22 protein-coding genes and 1 riboswitch are annotated in these 19,593 nt (G+C 68.8%); of the genes, 6 read left to right on the forward strand and 16 right to left on the reverse strand.

Annotation, left to right across the window (positions count from 1 at the left end; genetic code table 11):
- Window positions 1-24: 24 nt before the first annotated feature.
- Entirely contained in the window at window positions 25-915 is an 891-nt protein-coding gene (locus ACK41C_RS13560) for a hypothetical protein (protein WP_409655243.1), read from the forward strand.
- Here the strand turns inward: ACK41C_RS13560 and ACK41C_RS13565 are convergent.
- Window positions 912-1,523, reverse strand: coding sequence for a glutathione S-transferase family protein (locus ACK41C_RS13565; RefSeq protein WP_409655246.1), 612 nt, complete (start codon window positions 1,521-1,523; stop codon window positions 912-914). The two genes, ACK41C_RS13560 and ACK41C_RS13565, sit on opposite strands and share 4 nt — an antisense overlap.
- Window positions 1,524-1,643: 120 nt before the next feature.
- Between ACK41C_RS13565 and ACK41C_RS13570 the strand changes: the two genes are divergently transcribed.
- Complete coding sequence (locus ACK41C_RS13570; RefSeq protein WP_409655249.1) at window positions 1,644-2,177, forward strand: methylated-DNA--[protein]-cysteine S-methyltransferase; 534 nt, start codon at window positions 1,644-1,646, stop codon at window positions 2,175-2,177.
- 12 nt (window positions 2,178-2,189) lie between these two features.
- Here the strand turns inward: ACK41C_RS13570 and uvrA are convergent, their stop codons facing one another.
- Complete coding sequence (uvrA, locus tag ACK41C_RS13575; protein ID WP_409655252.1) at window positions 2,190-5,081, reverse strand: excinuclease ABC subunit UvrA; 2,892 nt, start codon at window positions 5,079-5,081, stop codon at window positions 2,190-2,192.
- A gap of 183 nt (window positions 5,082-5,264) precedes the next feature.
- A complete protein-coding gene (locus ACK41C_RS13580) occupies window positions 5,265-6,947 on the reverse strand; it encodes a cation:proton antiporter (protein WP_409655254.1) in 1,683 nt (560 codons plus the stop codon).
- Window positions 6,948-7,089: 142 nt separating this feature from the next.
- Between ACK41C_RS13580 and ACK41C_RS13585 the strand changes: the two genes are divergently transcribed.
- On the forward strand, window positions 7,090-7,944 hold the full coding sequence (locus tag ACK41C_RS13585; protein ID WP_409655257.1) for a universal stress protein: 855 nt from the start codon (window positions 7,090-7,092) through the stop codon (window positions 7,942-7,944).
- 50 nt (window positions 7,945-7,994) lie between these two features.
- On the opposite strand, the gene ACK41C_RS13590 is transcribed toward ACK41C_RS13585, so the two are convergent.
- The 5 genes from ACK41C_RS13590 to ada form a co-directional block, all read right to left on the reverse strand.
- A complete protein-coding gene (locus ACK41C_RS13590; RefSeq protein ID WP_409655259.1) occupies window positions 7,995-8,795 on the reverse strand; it encodes an enoyl-CoA hydratase/isomerase family protein in 801 nt (266 codons plus the stop codon).
- Between the two features lie 69 nt (window positions 8,796-8,864).
- Window positions 8,865-10,091 (reverse strand): dipeptidase, encoded by a 1,227-nt coding sequence (locus ACK41C_RS13595; protein WP_409655262.1) that lies wholly within the window; start codon window positions 10,089-10,091, stop codon window positions 8,865-8,867.
- A 64-nt stretch (window positions 10,092-10,155) separates the two neighbouring features.
- Complete coding sequence (locus ACK41C_RS13600) at window positions 10,156-10,626, reverse strand: DUF1203 domain-containing protein (RefSeq protein WP_409655265.1); 471 nt, start codon at window positions 10,624-10,626, stop codon at window positions 10,156-10,158.
- A 17-nt stretch (window positions 10,627-10,643) separates the two neighbouring features.
- Entirely contained in the window at window positions 10,644-11,369 is a 726-nt protein-coding gene (locus tag ACK41C_RS13605) for a 2OG-Fe(II) oxygenase (protein WP_409655268.1), read from the reverse strand.
- Window positions 11,366-12,421 (reverse strand): bifunctional DNA-binding transcriptional regulator/O6-methylguanine-DNA methyltransferase Ada, encoded by a 1,056-nt coding sequence (ada, locus tag ACK41C_RS13610; protein WP_409655270.1) that lies wholly within the window; start codon window positions 12,419-12,421, stop codon window positions 11,366-11,368. The genes ACK41C_RS13605 and ada overlap by 4 nt, the downstream gene beginning before the upstream one ends.
- A 255-nt stretch (window positions 12,422-12,676) precedes the next feature.
- Between ada and ACK41C_RS13615 the strand changes: the two genes are divergently transcribed.
- Window positions 12,677-14,269 carry an ABC-F family ATP-binding cassette domain-containing protein gene (locus ACK41C_RS13615; RefSeq protein ID WP_409655272.1) on the forward strand — a complete coding sequence of 531 codons (1,593 nt, stop codon included), beginning with the start codon at window positions 12,677-12,679 and terminating at the stop codon, window positions 14,267-14,269.
- On the opposite strand, the gene ACK41C_RS13620 is transcribed toward ACK41C_RS13615, so the two are convergent.
- From ACK41C_RS13620 to ACK41C_RS13655, 8 genes are all read right to left on the reverse strand, one after another.
- Window positions 14,266-14,556 (reverse strand): DUF1330 domain-containing protein, encoded by a 291-nt coding sequence (locus tag ACK41C_RS13620; protein ID WP_409655275.1) that lies wholly within the window; start codon window positions 14,554-14,556, stop codon window positions 14,266-14,268. The genes ACK41C_RS13615 and ACK41C_RS13620 overlap by 4 nt on opposite strands.
- Window positions 14,553-14,984 carry a PaaI family thioesterase gene (locus ACK41C_RS13625; RefSeq protein ID WP_409655278.1) on the reverse strand — a complete coding sequence of 144 codons (432 nt, stop codon included), beginning with the start codon at window positions 14,982-14,984 and terminating at the stop codon, window positions 14,553-14,555. Before ACK41C_RS13625 ends, ACK41C_RS13620 begins: the two co-directional genes overlap by 4 nt.
- A gap of 8 nt (window positions 14,985-14,992) precedes the next feature.
- The gene (locus ACK41C_RS13630; protein ID WP_409655281.1) at window positions 14,993-15,490 is read right to left on the reverse strand and encodes a 6,7-dimethyl-8-ribityllumazine synthase; all 498 of its coding nucleotides are present in this window, start codon (window positions 15,488-15,490) and stop codon (window positions 14,993-14,995) included.
- Window positions 15,491-15,579: 89 nt separating this feature from the next.
- A riboswitch (FMN riboswitch) is annotated at window positions 15,580-15,754 on the reverse strand.
- Window positions 15,755-15,816: 62 nt separating this feature from the next.
- The gene (locus tag ACK41C_RS13635) at window positions 15,817-16,209 is read right to left on the reverse strand and encodes a type II toxin-antitoxin system VapC family toxin (protein ID WP_409655283.1); all 393 of its coding nucleotides are present in this window, start codon (window positions 16,207-16,209) and stop codon (window positions 15,817-15,819) included.
- Window positions 16,196-16,456: an AbrB/MazE/SpoVT family DNA-binding domain-containing protein gene (locus ACK41C_RS13640; protein ID WP_409655285.1), complete on the reverse strand. Its 261-nt coding sequence runs from the start codon at window positions 16,454-16,456 to the stop codon at window positions 16,196-16,198. The genes ACK41C_RS13635 and ACK41C_RS13640 overlap by 14 nt, the downstream gene beginning before the upstream one ends.
- A 65-nt stretch (window positions 16,457-16,521) precedes the next feature.
- Window positions 16,522-16,965 (reverse strand): flagellar basal body protein, encoded by a 444-nt coding sequence (locus tag ACK41C_RS13645; RefSeq protein ID WP_409655288.1) that lies wholly within the window; start codon window positions 16,963-16,965, stop codon window positions 16,522-16,524.
- Window positions 16,966-16,969: 4 nt separating this feature from the next.
- Window positions 16,970-17,281 (reverse strand): rod-binding protein, encoded by a 312-nt coding sequence (locus tag ACK41C_RS13650; protein ID WP_409655290.1) that lies wholly within the window; start codon window positions 17,279-17,281, stop codon window positions 16,970-16,972.
- Window positions 17,281-18,384, reverse strand: coding sequence for a flagellar basal body P-ring protein FlgI (locus ACK41C_RS13655; RefSeq protein ID WP_409655293.1), 1,104 nt, complete (start codon window positions 18,382-18,384; stop codon window positions 17,281-17,283). The genes ACK41C_RS13650 and ACK41C_RS13655 overlap by 1 nt, the downstream gene beginning before the upstream one ends.
- 211 nt (window positions 18,385-18,595) lie before the next feature.
- Between ACK41C_RS13655 and ACK41C_RS13660 the strand changes: the two genes are divergently transcribed.
- Window positions 18,596-19,027, forward strand: a complete 432-nt coding sequence (locus ACK41C_RS13660; RefSeq protein WP_409655295.1) for a flagellar assembly protein FliX — start codon at window positions 18,596-18,598, stop codon at window positions 19,025-19,027.
- A gap of 98 nt (window positions 19,028-19,125) precedes the next feature.
- Window positions 19,126-19,551, forward strand: a complete 426-nt coding sequence (gene dksA, locus ACK41C_RS13665; RefSeq protein ID WP_409655298.1) for an RNA polymerase-binding protein DksA — start codon at window positions 19,126-19,128, stop codon at window positions 19,549-19,551.
- Window positions 19,552-19,593 lie beyond the last annotated feature (42 nt).

Raw genomic sequence — 19,593 nt, forward strand, 5'->3', positions numbered from 1 at the left:
AGCTTTCCGGCCTTGGGGATTGAGATGACGGCCTTTTCGCCGACCGACGCCGCCTTCGAAGGATATCGCATCACCCGGGAGAAGCCCAAGGCGATCCTGGTCTGGGCCGGCATCTACCTCGCCATCAGCCTGATCATGCCGCTGCTGCTGGTGTCGGTGGGCGGCGAGAACCTGGCCGCCCTGGAGGAGATGGCCGAAACCCAGAGCCCCGATCCGGAGACGGCGCTCGCCAACCTGCGGGCGCTCGCGCCGGTCTATGCGATCATGATTCCGGTGGGGCTGCTGATCCAGGCGGCCTTGGCCGCCGCCGTCTATCGCATCGTGCTTCGTCCGTCCGACACGGGTTTTGCGTATCTGCGGCTGGGGCGCGACGAACTCCGCCTGGTGGCGCTCACCCTGATCTATGCGGTGCTGCTGGTCTTCGCCGTCGTCGCCCTGGTGATCGTGGGCGGTGTCGCCGCCGGCATCGTCAACGCGCCGCTCTTCGGGCTGGGGCTCGGGGTCTTCCTGATCGGGCTTCTGATCTATGCAGCGGTGCGGCTCAGCCTGGCGCCGGTGATCACCTTCGCCGAACAGCGGATCTCGGTCTTCGACTCCTGGTCCCTCACCAAGGGGCAGTTCTGGCGGCTGTTCGGCGCCTATGTCCTGGCCGTGGCCAGCGTGATCGTGGTGCTGTTGCTGGCCCTGGTGCTGTTCGTGGCCATCGCCGCGATCCTGTTGGGCGGGGACATCGAAGCGGTGGGACGGCTGTTCTCGCCCGACCTGCGCTCGATCCAGACCTATTTCTCGCCGGCCATGCTGGCCTATCTGGTCTTCGCGGCCCTCCTGAACGTCGTCTACTACGCCGTGCTGATCGCGCCGGCGGCGGTCGCCTATCGCGCGCTCGCCGACCGGCCGCCTGTTCCTGAAGCTTAAGCCGAGGCGCTGGGCCGCGCCGAGACCTGGGCGCGCCAGGCGGCCAGGTTCTCGTGCGCCGGATCGAGCGGCAGTCCGATCCACTCGGCGAAGTCCACCGTCGAAAGCAGGCAGATGTCGGCGACGGTGAAGCGATCGCCGGCGACGAACTCCCGGTCCGCCAGCTCGCGGTCCAGCCACTTCTGGGCGCCGGCATAGGTTTCGCGGTTGGACTCGCCGAATTCCTTGTGCTGGGTCAGCAGGGCCGCCGTGCGGGGATGGGCGTGGCGCCAGTAATTGCCCACCGGCATCATGACCACGAACTCGATGCGCCGCACCCACATGTCGACCAGCGCCTTCTCGACCGGGGTCGCGCCGAACAGCGGCGGCTCGGGCTGGGTTTCCTCGAAATAGCGGCAGATGGCGACGGTCTCCGAAATTGCCGTGCCGTCGTCGAGCTCCAGGGTCGGGATCTGGCCGAGCGAGTTCTTGGCGCGGTATTCCGGGCTCTTGTGTTCGCGCTTGAACAGGTTCACCGGAGTTTCGGGCAGGTCGATCCCCTTCTCGGCCAGGAACATGCGCACCCGGCGCGGGTTCGGCGCCGGCATCGGCGCGCCATAAAGGATCATGCTCGTCTCCATCCCTAAATCTATGAGGCGAAGCTAGGTTGAACGCTTGTTTGAATGCAAGGACTCTTGGAGTCCGAAAGCCGCGAGGCGCTTGGATTTGCGGGTGATAGGATCGGCGAGATGGAAAAGGGCCTGGTCCTCTTCGACACGACGCTAGGCGAATGCGGGCTCGTCTGGAGCGAACGCGGCCTGCTTGGCGTCGCCTTTCCGCCCCAGGCCGAGACACGCCTGAAGCGGCTGCATCCCGACGCACGGGCGGGCGAACCGTCGCTGGCGGTCGCCGCCGCCGTCGCGGGCATCCAGGCCCTGCTGGCCGGCGAGAAGCGGGACCTGGCGGAGATCGAGATCGACCTCTCCACCGTTCCGCCCTTCCAGGCCCGCGTCTATGAGATCGCCCGCGCCATCCCGCCGGGCCGCACGCGGACCTATGGCGAGATCGCCGCCGAGTTGGGCGATCTGGCCCTCTCGCGCGCGGTCGGCCAGGCGTTGGGCGCCAATCCCTGGCCCATCGTGGTGCCCTGCCACCGGGTGCTGGCCGCCGGCGGCGGCAAGGGTGGCTTCTCGGCCCCGGGCGGAACGGATACCAAGCTTCGCCTCCTGGAGATCGAAGGCGCGCTTGCGCCCGAGACCCTGCCGTTGTTCGGCGGGGGTTAGGCTGACGAAGGCCTAGGCCCGCTTCAGCGCCTTCCCCCGACGCGCCTCGTGACGCTTCAGAAGTTCGTCCAGATAGCGGCCGGTCCAGGATCGTGGATTGGCCGCCACCTGTTCGGGCGTGCCCTGGGCCACGATCTCGCCGCCGCCGTCGCCGCCCTCCGGGCCGAAGTCCACCAGCCAGTCGGCGGTCTTCACCACGTCGAGGTTGTGCTCGATGACCACCACCGTATTGCCCTGATCCACAAGCTCGTGAAGCACTTCCAGCAGCTTCTTCACGTCCTCGAAGTGCAGGCCGGTGGTGGGTTCGTCGAGGATGTAGAGCGTGCGCCCGGTCGCCCGGCGCGACAGTTCCTTGGACAGCTTCACCCGCTGGGCCTCGCCGCCCGAGAGCGTCGTCGCCTGCTGGCCGACCTTGACGTAGCTCAGGCCGACCCGCTTGAGCGTCTCCATCTTGTCGCGCACCGGCGGGACCGCCTTGAAGAACTCGGCGGCCTCCTCGACGGTCATGTCGAGCACGTCGGAGATCGACTTGCCCTTGAACAGGATCTCCAGGGTCTCGCGGTTGTAGCGCTTGCCGTGGCAGACGTCGCAGGTGACGTAGACGTCCGGCAGGAAGTGCATCTCGATCTTGATCAGGCCATCGCCCTGGCAGGCCTCGCACCGCCCGCCCTTGACGTTGAACGAGAAGCGCCCGGGGCCATAGCCGCGCGCCTTCGCCTCGGGCAGGCCGGCGAACCAGTCGCGGATCGGCTGGAATGCGCCCGTATAGGTCGCCGGGTTCGACCGCGGCGTGCGGCCGATGGGCGACTGGTCGATGTCGATGACCTTGTCGAAGTGCTCCAGCCCCTCGATCCGCTCGTGCGGGGCCGGGGCGTCGGAGGCGTTGTGCAGCCGCCTCGCGGCGGCCTTGTAGAGGGTCTCGATGGTGAAGGTGGACTTGCCGCCGCCGGACACGCCGGTGATGCAGGTGAAGGTGGCGGTGGGGATCTCCGCGGTCACGCCCTTCAGGTTGTTACCGCTCGCCCCGACGACCCGCAGCACCTTCTTCTTCGAGATCGGCCGGCGGTCGAGCGGGACCTCGATCTCGCGCACGCCGGAGAGATACTGGCCGGTGACGCTGTTCGGGTTGGCGGCCACGGCCTCCGGCGTGCCCTGGGCGACGATCTCGCCGCCGTGGAGGCCGGCGGCCGGCCCCATGTCGATCACATAGTCGGCGGTGAGGATCGCCTCCTCGTCGTGCTCGACCACCAGCACCGAATTGCCGAGATCGCGCAGGCCTTTCAGGCTTTCCAGCAGGCGGGTATTGTCGCGCTGGTGCAGACCGATGGAGGGCTCGTCCAGCACATAGAGCACGCCGGTCAGCCCCGAGCCGATCTGGCTGGCCAGGCGAATGCGCTGGCTCTCGCCGCCCGACAGGGTGCCGGAGGCGCGCGACAGGTTCAGATAGTCCAGGCCCACATTGACCAGGAACCGCAGGCGGTCGTTGATCTCCTTCAGGATCCGCCGGGCGATCTCCATCTGCTTGTCGGTGAGCTGGTCCTCCAGCCCTGAGAACCATTCGCCGGCGTGCTTGATGGACAGGCGGGAGACCTCGCCGATGTGCTTGCCCTGGATCTTCACAGCGAGGGATTCGGGCTTCAGGCGATAGCCTTCGCAGGCTTCGCAGGGCGTCTCCGACTGATAGCGGCCCAGCTCCTCGCGCACCCAGGACGAATCCGTCTCGCGCCAGCGGCGTTCCAGGTTGGGCAGCACGCCTTCGAAGGTCTTGTTGACCTCGTACTTCCGGGCGTTGTCGTCATAGACGAACTTGATCTTCTCGCCCTTGGAGCCGTGCAGCACGACCTGCCTGGCCTCGTCCGACAGCTTCCACCACGGCTCGTCCATGGAGAAGCCGTAGTGGCGCGCCAGCGCCTGAAGGGTCTGGGTGTAGAGCGGGGAAGGACCCTTGGCCCAGGGGGCGATGGCGCCCTTGTGCAGGCTCTTGTCCTTGTCCGGCACGACGAGGTCGGCGTCGAAGGCCAGCTTGGCCCCCAGGCCGTCACAGACCGGGCAGGCGCCATAGGGGTTGTTGAACGAGAACAGCCGCGGCTCGATCTCGCTGATGGTGAAGCCGGAGACCGGGCAGGCGAACTTCTCGGAGAAGATCAGCCGGCGGGGTTCGGTCTCGCCCTCTTTCATATCGGCCCATTCGGCCACGGCGATGCCGTCGGCCAGGCGCAGGGCGGTCTCGAGGCTGTCGGCGTAGCGGCTCTCAAGCCCGCCCTTGGTGACCAGCCGGTCCACCACCACGTCGATGTCGTGCTTGAACTTCTTGTCGAGCGCAGGCGCGTCCTCGATGGGATAGAACTCGCCGTCGATCTTCAGCCGCTGGAAGCCGGCCTTCTGCCATTCGGCGATCTCCTTGCGGTACTCGCCCTTGCGGCCGCGGACCACGGGCGCCAGCAGGTAGAGGCGCTCGCCGTCGGGCAGGGCGGTCAGCTTGTCGACCATCTGGCTGACGGTCTGGCTCTCGATGGGCAGGCCGGTCGCCGGCGAATAGGGCACGCCGACCCGCGCCCACAAGAGGCGCATATAGTCGTGGATCTCGGTGACCGTGCCGACGGTGGAGCGCGGGTTGCGGCTGGTGGTCTTCTGCTCGATCGAGATGGCTGGCGACAGCCCCTCGATCAGATCCACGTCCGGCTTGCTCATCAGCTCCAGGAACTGGCGCGCATAGGCCGACAGGCTCTCCACATAGCGGCGCTGGCCCTCGGCGTAGATGGTGTCGAAGGCGAGCGAGCTCTTGCCCGAGCCGGACAGGCCGGTCAGCACGACCAGCTCCCCGCGCGGGATGTCGACGTTGACGTCCTTCAGATTGTGCTCGCGCGCACCGCGCACGCGGATGGAGTTCAGCTGGTCGGCCATGTTGTTCCGGGAACGCAAATCTGCCGGAGAGGGATCTCGGCGGCGGCTCCTAATGTAGTTCGCAGACTCACGGATAACACAGGAACAATTGGCGAACAAACGCCGCCGCGCGCTTTCCCGTGCGAGCCGTTCGCCCACCTAGCCCAGCGACGCGTCAAAACATGTCAGCAGGTGCGGGGCAGGTCAGGTCGGCGCCGGTTCGAAGCCGTTGATGAGCTCGAGCGCCCGTTCCGCCGCATCGGCGAAGGGAGTGAGCACGAGGTCGGCGCCCGACTCGAGCACGAAGTCGCTCTCGGCTTCCTCGGTCGAGGCGACGGCGATCCTCCCTTCGTAGCCAAGTTCACGAAGCTGCTGGATAAGCACGATGCGGGCGTCTGCGTGGCCGACGCCGGTGTCTCGAAGCCGCATGGTCGCAATGACCCATCTGGCCTGGGCGAGCGGCAGGGTCGTAAGGAACTCTGGGTCGGAGAGGTCGCCATAGGCGCCCTCGTAGCCTTCGTCGCGCCAGCGACGGACCGCGTGGGGGCTGATGTCGATGCCGAAGACGCGGCGACCCGACGCCGCTAGGTGCCGCCCGAGCGCACCCCCATAGCGCCCGAGCCCGAACACCACCACCTCCGGTCCGCGGTCGGACTGGGCGCCGTGCCCCTCGGCGGCTCTCACCCGCTCGCCGATCTTCAGGCGCGCGAGCAGAGGCTCGCACAAGCGATAGAGCTGGTGCGAGTAAGTGATCATGTAGGTCGAAGCGGCGATGGTGATCAGACCGACCAGCGTCACGAGCCCCAGCGAGTCGCCCGAAACGTGGCCGAGACTGACGCCCATGGCCATGAAGATGAGGGAAAACTCACTGATCTGGGCCACCGTCAGACCGGCCAGGAATCCGGTGCGGCGGTGATAGCCCAGCCCAGCCATGATCAGGACCACGATCAAGGGATTGCCCACCAGCACGAACAGCGAGAGCACGACGGCCGCGAAACCGCTGTCTCCCAACCCACGCAAGTCCAGCTGCGCGCCAAGGGCGATGAAGAAGAAGAGCAGGAGGAAGTCGCGCAGCGGCGCCATTCGCGCCGCGATGGTGTCGCGAAAGGGTGTGGACGCCAGCGCCACGCCCGCAAGCAGGCCGCCGAGCTCCTTGCCGAACCCAAGGCCTTCGCCGACCGCGGCGAAGGCGGCGGCGAGCGCGATGGCGAAGCCGATCAGCAGCTCGGGAGTGCGCGCCAGGCGCTCGGTCAGGGGATTGGCGGCGAACTTCACGAACAGGATCACGACGCCCAGCATGGCGAACCCGGAGGCCATCACCCGCAGCACGTCGCCGGGGCCGGCGCCGCTGCGCGCGCCGACGCCGACGGCGGAGAGGGCGATCATCGCCAGCACCACGACGATGTCTTGGACGATGAGGAACCCGAGCGCGATCCGCCCGTGAAGCGTCTCGATCTCCCGCTTATCCGAGAGAAGCTTCACGATGATGATGGTGCTGGAGAAGGTCAGCGCCACTGAGATGTAGAGGCTGGTGATCGGATCCAGGCCCAAGGCGAGGCAGATCAGGAAACCGAAGACGGAGGTGAAGATCACCTGGCCGAGGCCGGTGGCCAGCGCCACCATTCCCAGAGTGCGGACCAGTTTTACGTCAAGCTTCACCCCGACCAGGAACAACAGGACGGCGATGCCGAGTTCGGCGAGCAAGTCGATCGGCTCGGCCGACCGGGCGATATTCAGCACCGAGGGGCCGGCCAGGATGCCGACGGCGATGAAGCTCACGATCAGCGGCTGGCGAAGGACGAGTCCCAAGAAACCCACGCCCGCCGCGAGCACCAGCAGCGCAGCGATCTCGTTAAACACCGAGGAGACGATCCACTCCGTCAGCATGGGGTGCGGCAGCTCGCGTGCAACCCCTGGCCGGCGTCAGAGACGGTGTGCTTGTCGCAGGTCATCGGAGCTTCTTAGGGTAAGGTTTCGTCACTGGGTATCCGAAACCCGGCGACCGCGGACGAAGCGTGCAGGACCTCCAATGAAGCGAATTCTGGCTGCGACCGACTTTTCGACTCGCTCTGATCGCGCTTTGCGCAGGGCCACTCTGCTGGCCCAGGCGGTTGGCGCAGAGCTGGTGCTGGCGCACGTCGTGGACAGCGACGGGTCTCCTGAGACCTTGGACGACCAACGGCGCGAGGCGGAGGTGATTTTGGAGGATCTGGCCGCGACCGTTCGCGAGACGGACCGGGTCTCCTGTCGCGCCATCGTACTTTCCGGGGAAGCGCCGGAGCAGATCGCCGCCCTGGCGGCCGAAACCGGCGCCGACGCCATCGTCGTGGGGCCGCCCCGGCGCAACGCCGTCCGAAACCTCTTGGTCGGAGCGACCGCCGCGCGTTCCGCCCGCGCCGGCGGGGCTCCCGTAATACTCGCCGCCGGCGTCCCGCGGGGCGGGTATCGGCAGATCCTCATCGCCACCGACCTCTCAGACGCTTCGGCCACTGCAGCCCGGGCGGCGCGGGACCTGGGCATGCTCAACGGTGTTCGGACAGCGGCGGTTCATGCCTATGAAGCGCCAGGCCAGGGCCTGCTCCTGCGGGCGAACCTGACCCAGGCGCAGTTCCGCGCCTATCTCCTGGAGGAAGGCGCCAAGGCCCGTGGGGAACTGGCCGAATTCCTGAATGCGGCGAACCTTTCTGCGAACGAGCAGATCGTTGAACTGATCGAATCCACTCCTGCCGCAGCGATCCGCTCGGTCGCCAGCCGAATCCGCGCCGATCTTCTCGTTGTCGGCGCGCGGGGTCGGAGCGCGGTGGAGTCGCTTCTGCTGGGAAGCGTTACGACGGAACTCGTCGCGGCCTCCGACATCGATCTCTTCATTGCGTCGGGCGGGTGAGGGGCGAAGGCGAGGCGCGACGCTTCCTCTAGGAGGCGCGGTTTCGAGTCTCACTCACGCCGTTCGTAGCGGGGCGGGCGCTTCTCCAGGAAGGCTTGGACGCCCTCGGCGAAGTCGCCATCCTGGCTGGCCAGGATCTGGTTGCGGTCCTCCATGGCGATCACCGCCTCCAGCCCTTGGGCGTCGAGGGCGTGGTTCAGGGCTTCCTTGGTGAGGCGCAGGCCGAGCGGCGTGGCCGCCAGCATGTCGTCCACATAGGCCTTGGCTTCGCGCTCGATCACCTCGGGCTCGACGATGCGGCTGACGAGGCCGAGGCCATAGGCGCGCTCGGCGTCGATGAAGCGCCCGGTCAGCATGTATTCGGCGGCCACCGAGGCCCCCACCATCCGCGGCAGGAAGTAGCTGACCCCGATGTCGCAGGCCGACAGCCCGATGCGGATGAAGGCGGCGTTCATCCGCGTGCGCGGCGTGGCCAGGCGGATGTCGGAAGCCAGCGCCAGGGCGAAGCCGCCGCCGCTGGCCGCGCCGTCCACGCAGGCGACGATCGGCTGCGGGCATCGGCGCATGGCGATGACGATCTCGCTGATCTGGCGCTGGGCGGTGAGGCCGGCGCCGACCGAGCGGGCGCCGTTCGCCTCGTTGGTCCGCTCCTTCAGGTCGAGGCCGGCGCAGAAGGCGCCGCCGGCGCCGTTCAGCACCACCACCCGCACGTCGCGGCGCCAGTAGAGCCCGACGAAGAAATCCCGCAGCTCCTCCACCAGCTTGCGGTTCAGCGCGTTCAGGCGCTCGGGCCGGTTCATGGTGGCCCAGATCACGTCGCCGTCGACGCGCAGCTCGAGGTGTTCGTACATGGCCAGGCCTCCCTTCGCCGCGGGAGGGCAGTTGAGCGCCCCGCCGCCGCGTCAGGCAAGCTGTGGCCGCTACGGAGCGTCCTTCAGCCGGTCGGCTTCCTTCAGCACCCGAAGCGCATTGCCGCCCCAGAACTTGACCAGGTCCTCTTCGCTGAAGCCCTCGGCGATCAGACGTTCGGTAAGCGCCGGGAAATCTGTGACGTCCTCGAACCCCGTCACGCCGCCGCCGCCGTCGAAGTCGCCGGAGATGCCGATGTGGTCCTTTCCGGCCACCTTGGCGGCATGGAGGATGTGCTTGACGAGATCGTCCATGTTGGCCCGCGGCAGCGGCCACTTGGCGTCGATCTCCCGCCGGGCGGCGCGATAGGCCTCGCGCCTTTCGACCGGAACCTGGCGCACGTCACCATAGGTGCGGGCGAGCTCGGCGAGGGCCGCTTGGCGCTCGGGGATGCGCGGTGTGTCGATCATGTAGCCGGAGAAGGCGTTGATCTGGATGACGCCGCCCTTGGCCGCCAGCGCCCGCAGCCGGTCATCGTCGATGTTGCGCGGATGGTCGTAGATCGCCTTCAGGCCGGTGTGGGAGAGGATGATCGGCGCCTTCGAGAGCGCGATCATCTGGTCGAGAGCGGCGTCGGAGGAATGGCTGGCGTCGATCGCCACGCCCAGACGATTGGCCTCGGCCACGAACTGCCGCCCGAGCGGCGAAAGCCCGCCCCACTCGGCGCCCTTGGGGTCGGTGGAAGAGTCGGCGAGGTCGTTGTTGAGGGTGTGGACCGGTCCCATCATCCGGACGCCGAGATCATAGAAGGTCTTCATCAGCGTCAGGTCGCCGGCCACGGGCGAGCTGTTCTCCAGGCTGATATAGACGAAGCGCTTGCCGGCCTTGGAGATCGCCTCGGCGTCCTCGGCCCGGGTCGCCAGGGCGAACAGGTCGTCGTGCTTGGCCAGCATCCGGTGGATCACCACCGCCCGCCGCAGGGCGTGGTCGCGCGCCTCCGCATTTCCGGCCGCGCCCCGCGCGCCCTGGGCCGTGAAGATCACGAACACCCCGCCGTCGACGCCGCCCTCCACCATGCGGGGATAGTCGACCTGGCTGCCGTCTTCCGGCGCATGGCGGGCGGTGATGTCGAAACCGTCCACGGCCAGGTTGGCCGGCGTGTCGAAGTGGGTGTCCAGCACGATCAGGTTCTCGTGCAGGATCCGGTGGGGCGGCTTGGCCGCGGCGGGCGGCGTGGCGGCGAAGGCGAGACTGGCGCTGGCCATGAGGACGGCCAGCGTGGACGCGAACTTGAACAAAACGACCCCTCCGGTGGACGAAAGCGGGGCGGACCGTGCGGCCAACACCCATCTTGCGCAAGCCTCAACAGCGGTCGATGCGGGCGGCGTAGCAGCCTCTGCCGGCGTTGTGGGCGTGGAGATAGGCCGTCCGCGGTTCGGCGAGCAGCCGCCGCACCAGCGGCTCGAGCTCGGGGCCGGGGGCGAGGGCCGCGTCCAGCATCATGCCCTGTTCGTCATAGGCCCGGAGAGCGATAGCCGGGCGCGCCGTTAGGCAGGGCGGGATCTCGTTGACGTAACGGGCGGTCTCCCGCGCGCTTTCGTTGACGAAGATGGCGTGGCGCGCGCGGTAGGGCGTTTGCGCCGGCTGGTGCTCGTAGTTCAGGAGAAGCAGGCTCTCGCCGGGCCTCGCGTCCTCCAGGGTGACCCGGCAGGGAAAGCCCAGGGGCGCGTCGGCGACGTATCTGAGGACGCCGCGGGCGGCCAGGTCGTCGTCCGGCAGGCCGAACAGGCGACGGAAAGTCTCGACCGGCAGGCCGGTTACGACGAACGACATCGGGAATTCTCCGGATTTCAGAGGGCGTCGTGGAAGATGACGCCGAGGGTGTGGCGGGCGCCGCTGCGGACTTCGCTCACGCCGTGCCGCATCACGACGCGATAGGGCCCGCGGGCGCCCTGGACCGGACGCTGGGCGACAGCGAAGACCAGGGCGTCGCCCTGGCGCAGGGGCGCCACCTCCGCACGGGACTGCATGCGCGGGCGCTGCTCGGTGAGGACGAACTCGCCGCCGGTGAAGTCGCGCCCCGGCTCCGACAGCAGGACGACGGCCTGCAGGGGAAAGACGTGCTCGCCATAGAGGTCCTGGTGCAGGCAATTGTAGTCGCCCGGCCCGTACTGCAGCAGCAGCGGCGTGGGACGGACCTGGCCCGCCGCGTGACAGCGGGCCAGGAACTCGGCGTGATCGGCCGGATAGCGGATCGCCATCCCCATCAGGGCGGTCCAGCGGTTGGCGAGCGGGACCAGCCGCGGATAGAGGCCGGCGCGCAGCGCGGCCACCGTGGCGGGCAGGGGATAGTCGAAATAGCGATACTCCCCGCGGCCGAACCCGTGCCGGGCCATCACCACCCGGCTGCGGAAACCGGTCTCGGCGGTGTAGAGGCCGGCGATGGCCTGACATTCGGCCGGCGTCAGCAGGCCGGGAAGCATGGCGCAACCGCGCGCGTCGAGTTCGGCCTCGAGCGCCCGCCAGTCGAAGGCGGCGAGCCGGCGCTCGAGACTGCGGAGGACGGGCGCGTTCATGCCGCGGCCTCGCGCGCCAGCAGGGCCGCCTTGCGCTCCACCCCCCAGCGGTAGCCGGAGAGCGCCCCGTCGGTGCGCACCACCCGGTGGCAGGGGATGGCGACCGCCAGCTCGTTGGCCGCGCAGGCGCCGGCGACTGCGCGCACGGCCTTGGGCGCGCCGATGGCCGCGGCGATCTCGGCATAGCTCGCCGTACGCCCCGCCGGGATCTCGCACAGGGCGCGCCAGACCCGCTGCTGGAAGGCCGTGCCGCGGATGTCGAGGGGCAGGTCCAGGCCCTGGCCAGGCGCCTCCACCAGGGCCGCGACGCGGGCGACCGTGGCCTCGAACGCTGGGTCGCCGCCGACCAGCTCGGCCTGGGCGAATCGGTCCTGCAGCTCGCGCACCAGAACCTCCGGATCCTCGCCCAGCTGGATCGCACAGACCCCCTTCTCGGTGGCCGCCACCAGCAGCGCGCCCAGCGAGCACTGGCCGACGGCGAAGCGGATCTTCGCCCGCGCCCCGCCGGCGCGGAAGCGGCTCGGCGTCATGCCCAGCACCTGGCCGCTCTGGGCGTAGAAGCGGCCGCTGGAGTTGAAGCCGGCCTCATAGAGCGCCTCGGTGACGCCCGCGCCCTCGGCCAAGGCGGCGCGCACCCGTTTCGCGCGGCAGGCGTCGGCATAGGCCTTGGGCGTCACCCCGGCCACGGACTTGAACACCCGGTGGAAGTGATGCGGGGAGAGCCCGGCCTCACGGGCGAGTTCGTCCAGGGTCGGCGGGGTTTCGGCGGCCTCCATCGTCCGGCAGGCTTGCGCCACGGCCGCACCGTAACGCTCGGCGAGCGAGGTTTCAGTGGGACGGCAGCGCTTGCAGGGACGGAAGCCGGCGGCCTCGGCCTGCGCCGGGGTTTCATGGAAGGCGACGTTTTCGCGCCGCGCCAGCCGGGCGGCGCAGGAGGGGCGGCAATAGACGCCGGTGGTGCGGACGGAATAGACGAACCGGCCGTCGGCGGCCCGATCGCGGGCGACGACGGCCGCCCAGCGGGCTTCCTCCTGGGGGGTCTGCGCAAGCATCTTCATGGCTCCTTCGGATGTCTTGCGGGCACGGTAGGGGCGGAGCCGGCGGCGCGAACTCCGTCCCTTGCGGTCAAATTCGAACGATGAGGGCCGATCGCAAGCGGGGCTGCGATGCTGCGTCCGAAAGCCGCCAGTTTGCGCCGGGCGTCGGGCGAGCCTATATGCACGGCCTTCGTCAGAAGGAGGCCCGAACCATGGAACGCGCAACGGACATCCGCCTCGTCCGCAATGCTTCGCAATCCATGGGTCCGCATGCCCGCCTTCCTGACGCTCGACGGCCTTTCGTACAAAACCCCTGACGGCCGCACCCTCTTCGACAACCTGACCCTGGCCTTCGGGCCTGAGCGCACCGGCCTCCTCGGGCGCAATGGCGTGGGCAAGACCACGCTGGTGCGGCTGATGCTGGGCGAGCTTGCGCCCAGCGCCGGCGCGGTGGCCGTGCGCGGCCGCATCGGCGTGCTGCGCCAGGCCTTGAGCCCGCCCCCGGGCGCCAGCATCGCCGATCTGGCGGGCCTTTCCAGCGAACTCGCGCGCCTGGCGCGGATCGAGGCCGGGGAAGGGACGGAGGAAGACTTCGCCGAAGCCGACTGGGCGGCGCCCGTCCGGCTGGAGGCCGCGCTCGCCGAGGTCGGCCTGGCGGGGCTCGATCCTGGCCGGCCCGCGGCCAGCCTGAGCGGCGGGGAGGCGACGCGCGTGGCGCTCGCCGGCCTGATCGCCGCCGAACCGGATCTGCTGCTGCTGGACGAGCCGACCAACAACCTCGACGCCGAGGCGAGGGGGCTGGTCGCCGACGTGCTGGCGCGCTGGCGCGGCGGGGCGGTGGTGGTGAGCCATGACCGCGAGTTGCTGCGGCGCATGGACCGGATCGTCGAGCTGACGAGCCTGGGCGCCGCAGTCTATGGCGGGAACTACGACCTCTATGCCGAACGCAAGGCGGCCGAGAGCGCTGCGGCGGAGGATGCTCTGGCCGAGGCGGAACGTGCGGCGGCTCGGGTGGCGCGCGAAACCCAGGTGGCCCGCGAGCGCAAGGCCCGGCGCGACGCCGCCGGTCGGCGCTTCGCCGCCAGGGGGAGCGAGCCGAAGATCCTGCTCGGCGCCCGCGCCGACCGCGCCGAGGATTCGGGCGGGCGAGAGAACCGGCTCGCCGAACGGCTCAGGGCCGAGGCCGATGCGGCGCTGGTCGACGCCCAGACGCGGGTCGAGCGGGTGCGCAAGCTCGCCTTCGACCTGCCGCCGAGCGGCTTGGCCGCCGGCAAGACGGTGCTGGCCTTCGAGGAGGTCGGCTACGCCCTCCCGGACGGGCGACAGCTCTTCTCCAACCTCTCGTTTCGCATGACCGGCCCCGAGCGGATGGCCGTCGTCGGCCCTAACGGAGCCGGCAAGACCAGCCTGATCCGGCTGGCGATAGGCGAAGCCGAGCCGAGCGCCGGGCGCGTCGTCCGCGGCGTCCGCGCAGCCTTTCTGGACCAGCAGACGGCCATGCTGTCGCCGGACGAAACGCTCGTGGAGGCCTTCCTGCGCCTGAATCCCGAGGCGACGCCCAACGCCGCCCGGGCGGCCTTGGCCAGGTTCCTGTTCCGGGCCGCGGCGGGCGACCGGCGGGTCGGCGACCTGAGCGGCGGCGAGCGCCTGCGCGCGGCGCTCGCCTGCACCCTGATGGGCGCTTGCCCGCCCCAGCTGCTCGTCCTCGACGAGCCGACCAACCACCTCGACCTCGACTCCATCGCCGCGGTCGAGGCGGCCTTGCGCGGCTATGACGGGGCGCTCCTGCTGGTCAGCCACGACCGGGACTTCCTGGAAGCCGTCGGCGTGGAACGCGAGGTCCGCCCGGGGCGCAGCGCCTAGTCGATCCCTTGCACGAGCAGGACCACGCCCTCCGTCGCAGCGATCCTGTCCTTCGAAATCTCCCGGTATTCGGGGGACTGCGCCCAGCGAAGCGCCGTCGCCCGGTCGGGAAAGGCCAGGAGAACCAGCTTGTCGCGCCCCCAATCGCCCTGCAGGACTTCGGCGGCTTCATCTGTCGCCAGCAGGCGGCCGCCGTACTTCTGCAGCACCGGCATGAAGGCCGACGCATAGCGCTCGTACCGCGGCCGGTCGTGGATCGAGATCTGGGCCAGGATATAGGCGCTCATGCCGCGGCCTCCCGCGCCACCGTACGGAACACCCCGTTGGCTCGCGCGCAGACCTCGCCGTCGGCGGTGACGAAGGCCTGGGCGAAGCAGAGCGTCCGCCCGGGCTTTACGAAGACCGTATCGAACTCCAGCCACTGGCCGGCGCGCGCCACGCCCAGATAGTCGAGGGCGAGGTTTACGGTCAGCAGGCTTGAGCCGTCGCCCAGGCGCCGCGCGCAGGACAGGCCCATGGCGTTGTCGGCAAGCGCGCCGATCAGGCCGCCATGGACGAAGCCGCGGCTGTTGGTGTGCGCCGCCTCCGCCACCAGGCCGAGAATCACGGCGCCCTCGGTCTTGCGGGCGTAGATCGGCTCCCAGGCCTCGGTGACCGGGCTCCTGCGGTCGTGCCGCGCAAAGCCGGGCGGGATTTCGAGGGTCTCGCGCATCATCCCGCGCCTCACGCCGCCGCCGCGAGTTTGGCGAGGCTTTCCAGCGTCTGGGCGCACGCCCGGGCCGCCTCCGCGCCCTTGGTCAGGAAGTGATCGAGGAAGAAGCCGTGATGGACCTCGTGCTCATGGAAGTGATGCGGCGTCAGCACGACGGAGAAGATCGGTGTCTCGGTGGCGAGCTGCACCTGCATGAGCCCCTGCACCACCGTGGAGGCCACGAAGTCGTGCCGATAGATGCCGCCGTTGACGACGAAGGCCGCCGCCACGATGGCGGCGTAGCGGCCCGAGCGGGCCAAGGTCTGGGCGTGCAGCGGGATCTCGAAGGCGCCCGGGGTGTGGAACCGGTCGATGGCGCTTTCCGAGAAGCCGAGGCCGGCGATCTCGCGGATGAAGCCCTGATAGGCGTTGTCGACGATGTCGGCGTGCCAGCCGGCCTGGATGAAGGCGATGCGTGCGACGCGGAAGGCGCCGTTGGCGGTGGGCAGTTCGTAGTGAGCTTGGGTCATGGTCTTTGTCCCTGAGTTGGGTTCGAACCACGACTCAGGGAGACGCCGTCGGACGTATTCCGTGCGCAGGCGCGCAACGGGAACGCCGCTGGCGGTTCTCATAACCGGACTCTAACCGTCGGCTCCGGGATCGCACCGGATCTGCTGTCCCTAGCGAGCCTTTCGGCTGGCCAGGCGCCCGCGGGCTCATGCGGCGCTCATCCTGGAGAGAAGCACGCCGCCATCACCGCCGGTGGGGACTTTCACCCCGCCCTGAGAACGCGGCCGCCGGAACGGCCCGACGGCAGGATCAGGCTAACGCCGTTCCGCAAGGTCAAACAAGTGTTTTAATCGGGATCGCGAACGTTGAGGCTGTCCAGGCGCTTCGCGCGCTCCATGAGCCTTCGGTCGAATGTGACGAAGGCTTCGCAATCGGCGGCCGCCGCCAAATGCAGAGCGTCGGCGAAATCGAGGCCCCGTTCGGCCCAGTCCATGGCCTGGGCCACGCGTTCCGGCTCCTGAAGCGAAAGGTTCCGCAGGCCGGAGAAGGTGCGCAGCGCGCGAAGGACCTCCTCTTTCGAGAAGCCGTATCCGCTGCGAAGCACCCATTCCGCCTCGAGCAGGACGGTCGAACTCGCCATTACCCGATGGTTTTCGATGAGAGCTTTCGCGCGCCGGGCCTGATCGGGATCGTCCGCTGTCAGGAATCGAACAACGACGTTCGTATCAATCGCGAGCACGCCGGGCGGCCTCGGCGGCGACCGCCGCGTCCATGTCTTCGATAGAAAGCGTCCGCTCGGCCTTCAGCATGCCGAACGCCTCATCCAGCTCTGCAGCAGGAAACAAGGGGACCCGCCGGAGCATGACGCCGTCGTCAGTGTTCTCCACGGTCAGCCGCGTCCCTGGCCGCCACTTGCGTTCGTCGCGTACGGCCTTGGGCAAGATCACCTGCCCCTTCGTGGAGAGTATAGTCGTCAGTTGGGTCATGACGTGCGCTCGCCTCGGTAAGACGATCGTAAGATAGTGCGTCTTGAGAGGTTATGCAAACGAGCTCACGCCCGTTTGTTCAGCGTCAGCGAGGTGGCCTTGGCGGGGGCCGCCGCGGCGCCGCCCTTGGCGTAGCCGACCCCGGTCACGCGAGCCGAGGCGGCTTCCTCGGCGATGGCCTTGACCAGGCCTTCGGTGATGGTCCGGGCGGCTTCCAGGGCGCGGCCCTGGCGGGCGAGCACGGCGTCGAACGCCTCGGTGGCGCGCATCAGCCGGGTGCGTTCGGCCAGCGGCGCGCCGGCCACGAGTTCCGGATTGGCGCGGACGCGGGCGGATTCATGCCGATAGATGTTGGCGAGCTGTGAGGTTTCCTCCAGGTGCGCCGCGGCGTCCTGGGGCCTCCGCTGTTCGAAGGCCTGCGCCTCCAGGGCGACGAGTTCGGTCAGCCGCTCGGTCAGCTCGATCAGTCGTTGGACGCGCTCGACCGCGTCGGCGGCATGGATCGCCATCGTCTTACTCCGCACTCAGGCCCTGAAGTTTCAGCATTTCGCGGGCGACCGTGTCGGCCAGCCCGACTCCCCCCGCCTGGGTCACCTGCTTGGCGACCGCCTCGGCGTAGAAGGACTTGAACATCTCTTCGCCCTGACCGCCGCCGAATGGGGCGGAGATCTCGGCCGTCTTGAACATCTGGCCGAACATGATCGCCAGGAACGAGGTCTCGAAGTCCTTGGCGGTCTTCTCGATCTCGCCGCGGCGGGCGAGGTCGGCCGTGCTCGTCTGCGGCGTCCGCGCCAGCAGGGAAGGGGAGGCGGCGAGGTCGGCCATCACATCACCTCGATGTCGGCCTGCAGGGCCCCGGCGGCCTTGATGGTCTGCAGGATCGAGATCATGTCGCGAGGGGTGACGCCCAGGGCGTTGAGGCCGGCCACCAGGCTCTGCAGCGAGGCGCCGTTGCGTACGGTCAGGAACTGCTTGCCCTTCTCCTCGTCGACCTGAACCTGGGTCTGGGGCACGACCACGGTGTCGCCGCGGCCGAAGGGGGCGGGCTGGCTGACCGCCGGGCTCTCGCTGACGGTGATGGTCAGATTGCCCTGGGCGATGGCGACGGTGGAGACCCGCACATGCTCGCCCATCACGATCACGCCGGCGACCTCGTCGATGACCACCTTCGCTGGGCCGTCGGGCTCGACGGTCAGGTTCTCCACCTGGGAGAGGAAGGCGACCATGTTCTGGCCGCCCGGCGGGCGCAGGGTGACGATCGTCGGGTTCTCGGCGAGGGCCGCGCCCGGGAACTTGGCGTTCACCGCCGCGGCGATCTTGTTGGCGGTGGAGAAGTCGGGATTGCGCAGGGTCATGCGCATTTCGCCCATGCTGGCCAGCTGGAAGCCGATCTCGCGCTCGACGATGGCGCCGGCGGCGATGCGGCCGGCGGTGGGCACGCCCTTGGAGATCGAGGAGCCGGAGGCTCCGCCCGCGGCGATCGAGCCGGTGGCGACCGTGCCTTGCGCCACCGCATAGGCCTGGCCGTCGGCGCCCAGCAGCGGCGTCACCAGCAGGGTGCCGCCCTGCAGGCTCTTGGCGTCGCCCATGGCCGAGACCGAGGCGTCGATCGGCGAGCCGGACGCGGCGAAGGCCGGAAGGCGGGCGGTGACCATCACCGCGGCGACGTTCTTGGTGTTGAGGTTGGCGTCGCGGGTGTTGACGCCCAGCCGCTCGAGCATCGCCTCCAGGCTCTGGCGGGTGAAGGGGGCGTTGCGCAGGGAATCGCCGGTGCCGTTCAGGCCGACCACCAGGCCGTAACCCACCAGCATGTTATCGCGAACGCCCTCGAACTCGACGATGTCCTTGATCCGCGAGGCTGCGAAGGCCGGGCTGGCCGCCATCAGGGCGGCGGCGAGGGCGGAGATCAGGCGGATCGAGCAGCGCATGGGACCCCGATGACAGGCGGCGAAATCTTCTCACCTGCGCCCATGCGACAGGCGTGCCAGCTCAAAATCGACGAAAAGTGCAACGAAATCAGGCGACGGGAATTCTGCGACTGCGGGTCGCGGCGCCCGGCGGCAGAAATTGCCCGGCATTAACCATACCCTAAGCCTGGCCCGCGAGAGTCGCGGTGTGAGATGAGCGGGAACGCGCCGGATGAAGGTCAACGGACCCAGCGGAATCGGATCGGCGGCCGGACCTGGCAAAGCCAAGCCCGCCAGCGGCGGCGGCTTTAGCCTGCCTTCGACCGCGACGAGTTCCGGCGCCGCCCAGACCGCGCCGGCCGCCGCGACGACGAGCGTGATGAGCGTCGACGCCATCCTCGCCCTTCAGGACGTGGGCGGCCCGCTGGAGCGCCGCCGCCGCGCCGTCGGCCGGGCGAGCCGAATCCTGGACATGCTCGAAGATGTGAAGGTCGGCCTCTTGTCGGGAGAGGTCGCCCCGGAGCATCTGGAAAAACTGCAGGCGGCGGTGCGCGACCAGCGCGACGCCACCGACGACGAAAAGCTGGAGGGCGTTCTCAATGAGATCGAGACGCGGGCCGCGGTCGAAATGGCTAAGCTTGAGCGGGCGAGGAGAACGACTTAAACGCGCCTCGGAAACGAGGTTCGTTGAAAGCGTGTTCGGTTCTGTTATAAGCGCCCCGCGTGTTGACGGGGCGGTTTCCCAGGGGGCGTGAGGCGTCAATGAGCACAGCCGTGTTGGCTGAAAAGCCCGAGTATCGTCCTTCCGAGGACGAGGAGTTCATGAACGAGCGTCAGCTCGAGTATTTCAAGCAGAAGCTGCTGAACTGGAAAGAGGACATCCTGCGGGAATCCCGCGAGACCCTCGCCCATCTGCAGAGCGAGACCGAGAACCATCCCGACCTCGCCGATCGTGCGACGTCGGAGACGGACCGGGCGCTGGAGCTTCGCACCCGCGACCGCCAGCGCAAGCTGATCTCCAAGATCGACGAGGCGCTGCGGCGGATCGAGGACGGCTCCTACGGCTTCTGCGAGGACACCGGCGAACCGATCGGCCTGGCGAGGCTGGAAGCCCGGCCCATCGCCACCCTGAGCCTGGAGGCCCAGGAACGGCACGAAAGGCGCGAGCGGGTCCACCGCGACGACTGAAGAACCTCCAGGCGGCTCCCGAAGCCGCCTTTTTTGTTGGCC

The organism is Phenylobacterium sp. (genome assembly GCF_046290725.1).
In the GTDB taxonomy this organism is placed as follows: Bacteria; Pseudomonadota; Alphaproteobacteria; order Caulobacterales; family Caulobacteraceae; genus Phenylobacterium.